General features: G+C 52.0%; 8 protein-coding genes and 1 pseudogene. 6 read left to right on the top strand and 3 right to left on the bottom strand.

Annotation, left to right across the window (positions count from 1 at the left end):
* The first annotated feature begins 250 nt into the window (after positions 1 to 250).
* Positions 251 to 730 carry a CobW family GTP-binding protein gene (locus R2R70_RS18730; RefSeq protein WP_410978715.1) on the top strand — a complete coding sequence of 160 codons (480 nt, stop codon included), beginning with the start codon at positions 251 to 253 and terminating at the stop codon, positions 728 to 730.
* A 21-nt stretch (positions 731 to 751) separates the two neighbouring features.
* Positions 752 to 901, top strand: a complete 150-nt coding sequence (locus R2R70_RS18725; RefSeq protein ID WP_410978714.1) for a hypothetical protein — start codon at positions 752 to 754, stop codon at positions 899 to 901.
* Positions 902 to 1,055: 154 nt separating this feature from the next.
* Here the strand turns inward: R2R70_RS18725 and R2R70_RS18720 are convergent, their stop codons facing one another.
* Positions 1,056 to 1,901 (bottom strand): ParA family protein, encoded by an 846-nt coding sequence (locus tag R2R70_RS18720; RefSeq protein WP_410978713.1) that lies wholly within the window; start codon positions 1,899 to 1,901, stop codon positions 1,056 to 1,058.
* Positions 1,902 to 2,087: 186 nt separating this feature from the next.
* Between R2R70_RS18720 and R2R70_RS18715 the strand changes: the two genes are divergently transcribed.
* Together R2R70_RS18715 and R2R70_RS18710 are read left to right on the top strand one after the other, a co-directional pair.
* The gene (locus R2R70_RS18715) at positions 2,088 to 2,396 is read left to right on the top strand and encodes an IS3 family transposase (protein ID WP_043337211.1); all 309 of its coding nucleotides are present in this window, start codon (positions 2,088 to 2,090) and stop codon (positions 2,394 to 2,396) included.
* Positions 2,397 to 2,422: 26 nt separating this feature from the next.
* Positions 2,423 to 2,770, top strand: coding sequence for an IS3 family transposase (locus R2R70_RS18710; RefSeq protein ID WP_410978712.1), 348 nt, complete (start codon positions 2,423 to 2,425; stop codon positions 2,768 to 2,770).
* On the opposite strand, the gene R2R70_RS18705 is transcribed toward R2R70_RS18710, so the two are convergent.
* Entirely contained in the window at positions 2,691 to 3,641 is a 951-nt protein-coding gene (locus R2R70_RS18705; RefSeq protein ID WP_410978711.1) for an IS481 family transposase, read from the bottom strand. The two genes, R2R70_RS18710 and R2R70_RS18705, sit on opposite strands and share 80 nt — an antisense overlap.
* A gap of 51 nt (positions 3,642 to 3,692) precedes the next feature.
* Here R2R70_RS18705 and R2R70_RS18700 point away from each other — a divergent pair.
* Positions 3,693 to 3,821 (top strand): annotated as a pseudogene (locus R2R70_RS18700) (IS30 family transposase); the annotation flags it as partial.
* Between the two features lie 244 nt (positions 3,822 to 4,065).
* Complete coding sequence (locus tag R2R70_RS18695; RefSeq protein ID WP_410978710.1) at positions 4,066 to 4,584, top strand: hypothetical protein; 519 nt, start codon at positions 4,066 to 4,068, stop codon at positions 4,582 to 4,584.
* A gap of 422 nt (positions 4,585 to 5,006) precedes the next feature.
* On the opposite strand, the gene R2R70_RS18690 is transcribed toward R2R70_RS18695, so the two are convergent.
* Positions 5,007 to 5,384 carry a hypothetical protein gene (locus tag R2R70_RS18690; RefSeq protein ID WP_410978709.1) on the bottom strand — a complete coding sequence of 126 codons (378 nt, stop codon included), beginning with the start codon at positions 5,382 to 5,384 and terminating at the stop codon, positions 5,007 to 5,009.
* Between the last annotated feature and the right edge of the window lie 926 nt (positions 5,385 to 6,310).

Below are 6,310 nucleotides of genomic sequence, written 5' to 3'. Positions count from 1 at the left end.
GAATGAACTGATGGCAAAGCACAATGAAGCACCACCCTCAATTCAATAGGGTGTTGCACTCAGAGCCTGCATCCGCCACCTATCTCTTGTTTTTTGAGACCCAGCCAGCTCATCCCAGCGGGGTATAACAGGTCACGCTGTCCCTGTTCGCACTCACACCGCTCGCTGCCAGCCTGCTGCTGAGCACAACGACACAAGGGCAGGGGCAGGATGTCCGCTCGCTCGCCCTTTCTACGCCTTGGAGTAAGCCATGCCGACGGCAGACCTCACCCCGTTTACGGTGCTGACCGGCTTTCTTGGCAGCGGCAAGACGACGCTGCTCAACCAGCTTGTGCGTCAGCCTGCCATGCGACATGCGCTGGTAGTGATCAACGAGTTCGGTGATATCGGATTGGATCACCGGTTGGTTGCCGAAGGCGACGAACACAGCGTGGTAGAGATGAGTAGCGGCTGCTTGTGCTGCACCATTCGTGGAGACCTGAGCCGAAGCGTTCAGCAGGCCTGTGAGTCGCTCGAGCGTGAGGGCGGTGGGCAGATCTCGCGGATGATCATCGAGACCACGGGGCTAGCCGATCCAGCGCCTATTCTACAGACCTTGATGACCGACCACTGGCTGGCCCACCGCTTTCGGCTGGATGATCGTGCGGTATGTCTGGTGGATGTGGCCAACGACATCTCGACCCTTAACTCCCATCGAGTATCTCAACGACATGCGGCCATCGCCGACTGACCGCTGATCACCAAAGCCGACTTGGTCGACGATGACCGCTTGGCTGTTCTCACCGAGCGGCTGACCGAGATTAATCCGGCAGCCGATCAGCTGGGCGTCCGGCACGGAGAGGTCTATGCCGAGCGGCTGATCGCCAAGCGTCTACCTGGCTCGGGCAATGCTGACCGGTAGGTCAAGGACTGGCTCGGGGCCGCCGCCTGCTTTCAGATGTCATTCATCGCTGGGATGACGCCTGCTGCCAGTAACACGCCTAGGCCGCTGCTGGCGCCTGCCTGCGACGCCCTACCGAGCCGATCCGCTTGTTCTGCTTCAGTGTGGGTCCACTTCAGCCACGGGCGTTCTCCTTTTCCCATTGCTTCAGGCGACTCAGAAATTCTTTACCCAGCTTTTCCATATTGGCGCGAACTGCTTGGGTATTGCGAATCGTCCAGATGGATTCCCGTTGGCGATGGAAGGCCATGATGGCCTTGCTGGTGGGCAAACCATTTTTGAAGAGGTAATCGCCATAGGCCGCTTCAAGCTGCTCCGCGATATAGTGTGAGTCTGAAGACTCTCGGAGGCCATAACTCATTGGCACGATACCCAGCAGATTGTATTGCTTGTCGAACGAGATATCGATGGCCTCGAGGTTTTTGATCAAGGGGGCAACGGCAGAAGCGGAATGGTTTTCTAATCTGATAGGGCAAAGCACATGGTCTGCCATCAGCATGGCGGCGTATTGGACACGACCTCGGCCAGGGCCGGTATCAATGAGGATGTAGTCGTACAGCCTGGTCTTGGCGATCTTCTGAACCTTGTCTCTGGCTTTCGTCATGTCCTCATTGGAGGCACCCATGCAATCACTAAGGCGGAAGTCGTGCATGGCGGTGGGGATCAGATCGAGGGTGTCATTGCACTTGATCGGGATGGGCAGTGCATCGCTGCCATCAAGCAGCATGTAGGACCCATCCTGATCCTCGATCTCCAGATTCATGTCCTCGTAGGTATCGTACTCTGGGAGTAGCAAAAAACTCAGGCTGGCCTGTTCGGCGCAATCGATGCAGAGGACCCGCACAGGCTTGGTAGCCCGCTTGCTAGTTGAGGGGCGCGTCAGGTAGTGGGCAAGCTGGGAGCAGAGCGTGGTTTTACCAACGCCGCCTTTTCCTGTAGCTATAGCGATAATATGAGTCATATTACTTTCTCTTTTAGGAAACGATTATCAATTCTGTTCTGCGCGGTTGAAGCGCTCAGACTGGTGTTTCAACCGCAACAGCGGTCGCGTTCTGACCGATATAGATGGTCTATTGTAGTGGCACAGTGAATCTGGCCACCTGACTTTGAGTGTATGATGGCTCACAGAGACAATCAGGTGCAGATGATGACGAAGAAGAGAACGTTTAGCCCGGAATTTCGCTTGGAAGCGGCCCAGCTCGTGGTCGACCAGGGTTACACGCTGAAGGCGGCGTGTGAGGCCATGGGGGTTGGCAAATCCACCATGGAGTATTGGGTTCGCAGGCTTCGAGCTGAGCGGGCAGGCAAGGCGCCGCTGAAAGGTGAGGCTCTGACGCCGGAACAGCGTGAGATCCAGGAACTGAAGCGCAAGCTGCGGCGAGTGGAAGAAGAGAAGGCAATATTAAAAAAGGCTACCGCTCTCTTGATGTCGGACTCCCTGAGCAATTCTCGATAATCGAGCGACTTGAAGAGAGCTATGCGGTGCAGCACTTGTGTCAGGTGTTTGGGGTGCATCGCAGTAGCTACCGGGCTTGGCGTGGTCGGGATAGAAGGCCTTGTGAGACTGAGCAGAAGCTACTGGATCAGGTTGTCGAGGCGCATACCGTCAGTAACGGCTCTGCCGGCGCTCGCAGCATCGCAAAAATGTTCACGCAGGCAGTAACACAGTTGAGTCGTTATAGGGCCAGCAAGCGGATGAAGCAGTTGGGGCTGATGAGCTCACAGCCGCCAAGCCACGCCTACAAGAAGGCTAGGTGTATGGTCCCGGGAAGTAATGGACAGGATGTTGGTAGAATCGCTCTGGGTCATCCTGCCAACGTTCGAGGATGAAACCAATGGGTGTTTTACCCTTGAGCGCACGCAGCGGCCGAGCACTGTTATAGGCCCACAGGTAGTCCTTCAGGTGGGTACTAAGCTCGCTTAAGGTCGCATAATGAAAGCTGCGCACAGTGGCTTCCTTGATCGTCCGATTCATCCGTTCAACCTGTCCGTTGGTCCACGGATGGAAAGGGCGTGTCAGACGATGTTCGATGCCATATCGATGGCAGATCACGTCAAATGGGTGTGCTTTGTAATACTCTGTTCCGCGCCGCTTGGCGAATTGCACACCGTTGTATGTCAGTACTGTATGGATCCGATACGGTAGCTGTTGAAGCGTATCTTCTAGGAACTCAGCGGCCTGCTCACGCCTGGCTATCCGATAGAGCCGGGCATGCACAAACTTGGAGGTGCGATCGACTGCCACGAACAAATACGCCTTACCCTCTCCGGTGCGAACTTCACAGATATCGATATGCAGGTAACCGATCGGATAGTGTTTGAACGATGATTTGTCCGTTGTTTTCTGGGGCTGACGGGGTATTTGACTGATACCGTGGCGCGCATACAGGCGGTGCAGACTGGAGCGCGTCAGATGAGGAATAAAGCGCTGGAGTGCAAAGAGGCAGTCATCCAAGGCGAGCCACGTGGTGCGGCGAAAGGTGATCGCTGCAGCCTCTTCAAGATCTGTCAAAGAGGTAGAGCTTGGCTGCTTGGGGCCCATGCATTCATCTTCCACGGAATGGCGATCGCGCCATTTACGCACCGTTTTGGGATTAAGGTTGTAGCGACGACTCAACTCCGCGATCGAAGCTGACGATCGCTGTATGCCTTTTCGGATGGCGTGCGTGGTCTTGGCGCGTTTGTGAAGTACTTGAGCCATGGGGCCTCCTCCGACAATGGTTCATACCATGGACCATTACACCCTGGGACTAAACACCTAGATGCCATTGCCTTCGAGCTGAATATGCGGCCCCGAAAACGCTTCGACTTCAAATGTCCTATCGAGGTGATGAATGAACTGATGGCAAAGCACAATGAAGCCCCACCCTCAATCCAATAGGGGTGTTGCACTCAGAGCCTACATCCGCCGGGCATATTATGGACGCGAAATAAGTCTAAGCAGGAAGAAATAAGTAAAGCAGAAAAATCGCCGAGTGGCGGTTTTTTTGTCAAAATAAATGAATTGATGTATTAAAATAGAATATAGCGGGTGGTTCTGTGTATCAAGCTAGCCAAAGACAGTAGTGATGTGATAATATATTGAATTGCTAATGTAGGTGATGCAAAACCATAAGGAGAAGTGCGTGTTTAAATGGATTGTTACCCCGGTTATCGCTGCAAGCCTGTTGAGTGCGACAGTCGCGTCTGCAGCCGATACAGAATGGCACACAGTCAATGAAATCCCGGGACACAAGGTCGAGAAAGAAGATCTTGTCATCTCGTCACTTTCGCAGAATGGCGAGAAGCAAATTTTTGTTCAGTTTGACGAAGCGATTGGCCAACCTCTGATGTCTGTTCTCTATATGAATGCTCCGGCCACTACCTGTGATGGTGCATCCGTGTCTCCGAGAAAATCAGATACTATTAATGGCGAGGTATATCCTTCATCTACCAAATGTATGAATGGTTTTCAGTGGGACAGCTTTATGGGTAGTAAAGCTGACCACGAATTTACTGAAACCTTGCTTGGCGACGAAGATGTTGTTGTCGTAATAAAGGGCAAAGAATACCGTTGGAGTAGCGAAAACTTTAGTCAGCTCGCGAAAGATGATGTTAAGAATTATGAAGAAAATAGCGACTACTTCCATCCCGAGGCAGAGTGAGGCTAGAAGCGATTAAGCGCGACGTATCAGTAAACCCGCCCCAAGTGGGTTTACTGATTATCCGTTTAGATTCGGGGTAAATCACTTATATCGACAACGGCAGTGCCATCCTGGCTCAATTTAAAGAGTTCGCCCGATGCTACCGCTCCTGTCAACTTCAGATAAGTAGCAGCGCGAAGAGTCAGGGGAATTTCCTGGTACTGTCCTGTCGTGATATATGTCGTGTTTACGGTGTCCACTCTATTCGGGGCTGTGCCCGTGATCAGGGACGTAAAGACATAGTCCTCGGGCGAGAAGCGACCCTGTTCATCATCCACCACCGTGCCATAGAGGTACGTGCAGTTGTTAAGTTCGCTGTCGATGACTCTAATTATTACGCAGTCTTTCACAATACATTTCATCATTGCGCCTATGGCCATCGGTCACGATTCGAGAGAAGAGAAGAAGTCGATAAATTTTTGAGACACCGGGAAATCGTGCAGCCATAAGGGTGATGATTGGATGCTTTTCATATCATCTAACGGTGGGCAACCCTGAATAGTCAGTTGCAAGTATGTGACATTGCTGACATAGATCGAGTGCGGTATATCGTGATAGGCGATAGCATGCCCGGAAACCGTAATACAGTTATTATCTACATCAACAGTGTCATCGGATGAGAGTGTCAGAGCATAGCTTTGCTCATCATCTCCACTCGTGAAGGCGATAATGCCCGGGAATACATCATCACCCGTGCAGCTATAGATAATGACCGAGTCATCCATAGTGTCGGGTATGTGCTGTCTTGTATCTAGTGCCATGTCATTATCCCCTGTGAATTTAATATCATCCTAGTCTCATCACAGACGACGTTGCAAGCCAATTTTAGCAATAATGCACGAGGCGCGGGTCCAAGACTCTAGCTCAACCAGCATATAATTTTTTGTATAATATCATGCCATGCTTACGGGAATAAGAATTCTATTGGATAGAGTAATTCCTCGTCGCTGATAGGGTTTAATACAGCATCGCAATACGCAATATCCGCCCTAATCTAGGTCAATAGCAACAGGGGGAGGGGTAGCAATTATACCCAGCGAATTCTCACTGAATACAACTTGAGTCGTGAATAATGAGGTCGTGTTGAGTATATATTCATCATCACCATACGAAATGACATGGCTCGCGATGGCCCAGCCGGCTTTTCTGGCGGCGCGTTCGGCTTCAATCTTGGCTTCGAGGCGGGATATGCTCTGCGTTTGGACGGTAAAGGGCTCTTCGATAGCGAGCCGTCGATTCTTCACACCTAAAGTGATCTTGAGGTCACGCGTTGGCTCGTTAATGACTGGTCGGGAATTTCTCGTGGGACGGGAGGCTTTATTCGGCTTGGAATGGCTCGTGCTGAATTTCTCTCATTCCCGACGCATTTGTTCTTCAAACTGATCTATCGATGTCGTGGCCATACGATAACCCTTTTTTATTTAGAAGAAATCACTTTTCGACTGCTCTTTGACGATAGAGCCATCGCTCCCGTATTGAAAGACGCCGCAAAGGGGGCAGGCCTGAATTCAGGTCATTGGTGACGGGGCCGACTCTCTCGCCCATTCTGTATATCTAAACAGTCGCTCGTGGAGAAGAGACCATGACAGCCTCCGTAGCGATCCTGGGTGCCGCTACACCCGCTACACCCGCTACACCCGCTACACCCGCTACACCCGCTACACCCGCTACACCCGCTACACCCGCT

The sequence above is a fragment of the Cobetia sp. SIMBA_158 genome, from assembly GCF_046566945.1.
GTDB classification, from domain to species: domain Bacteria; phylum Pseudomonadota; class Gammaproteobacteria; order Pseudomonadales; family Halomonadaceae; genus Cobetia; species Cobetia amphilecti.
The sequence above is the reverse complement of the archived record's forward strand: the minus strand, read 5'-3'. Positions and strand labels throughout refer to the sequence as shown.